The organism is Mesorhizobium sp. M4B.F.Ca.ET.089.01.1.1, assembly GCF_004022605.1.
Lineage (GTDB): Bacteria > Pseudomonadota > Alphaproteobacteria > Rhizobiales > Rhizobiaceae > Mesorhizobium > Mesorhizobium abyssinicae.
Map to the genome: position 1 here is coordinate 1 of NZ_RZOS01001450.1, position 434 is coordinate 434.

1 protein-coding gene is annotated in these 434 nt (G+C 58.1%); it reads right to left on the bottom strand.

Annotated elements, in window-relative coordinates; genetic code table 11:
- The coding region (locus tag EN780_RS37865) for an IS1595 family transposase (RefSeq protein WP_128276671.1) at window positions 1-434 on the bottom strand (434 nt) is incomplete at both ends.

Consider the following 434-nt stretch of genomic DNA (forward strand, 5'->3'; position numbering starts at 1 on the left):
TTGCCCTTGGCACCTTTCAAGGCAATGAGCGAACGAACGTTGTCGTCAATGCCCATGGCAACGCGGTTGCTGTAGCGGAAATCGAACTCCGCCAGATAGCGGTGCAGATGGTGTTCGGCGCAATGCTGATAGACGCCCTTCATGCCGCGCTTGAAGATCGAGAAATAGCCTTCAATCGTGTTGGTGTGGACGTTGCCGCGAACGTATTCGTCCTTGGAGTGCGTGACGAATTCGTGCGAGGCGAAATCCTGGCTGGCGCGGCGATAGATACCGCTCTCATCGGTCATCAATGCGCTTTCGCGGGCGATGTTGGCGCGGACGATAGGCATGACGTTACCCATGCGGGCAGTATCCACGTGGAAGGAACGTGCCTTGCCGCCACGCTCGACCAGCGTGACGACAGTGTTCTTGTGCGCGCTGCCGCCCTTCTTCAC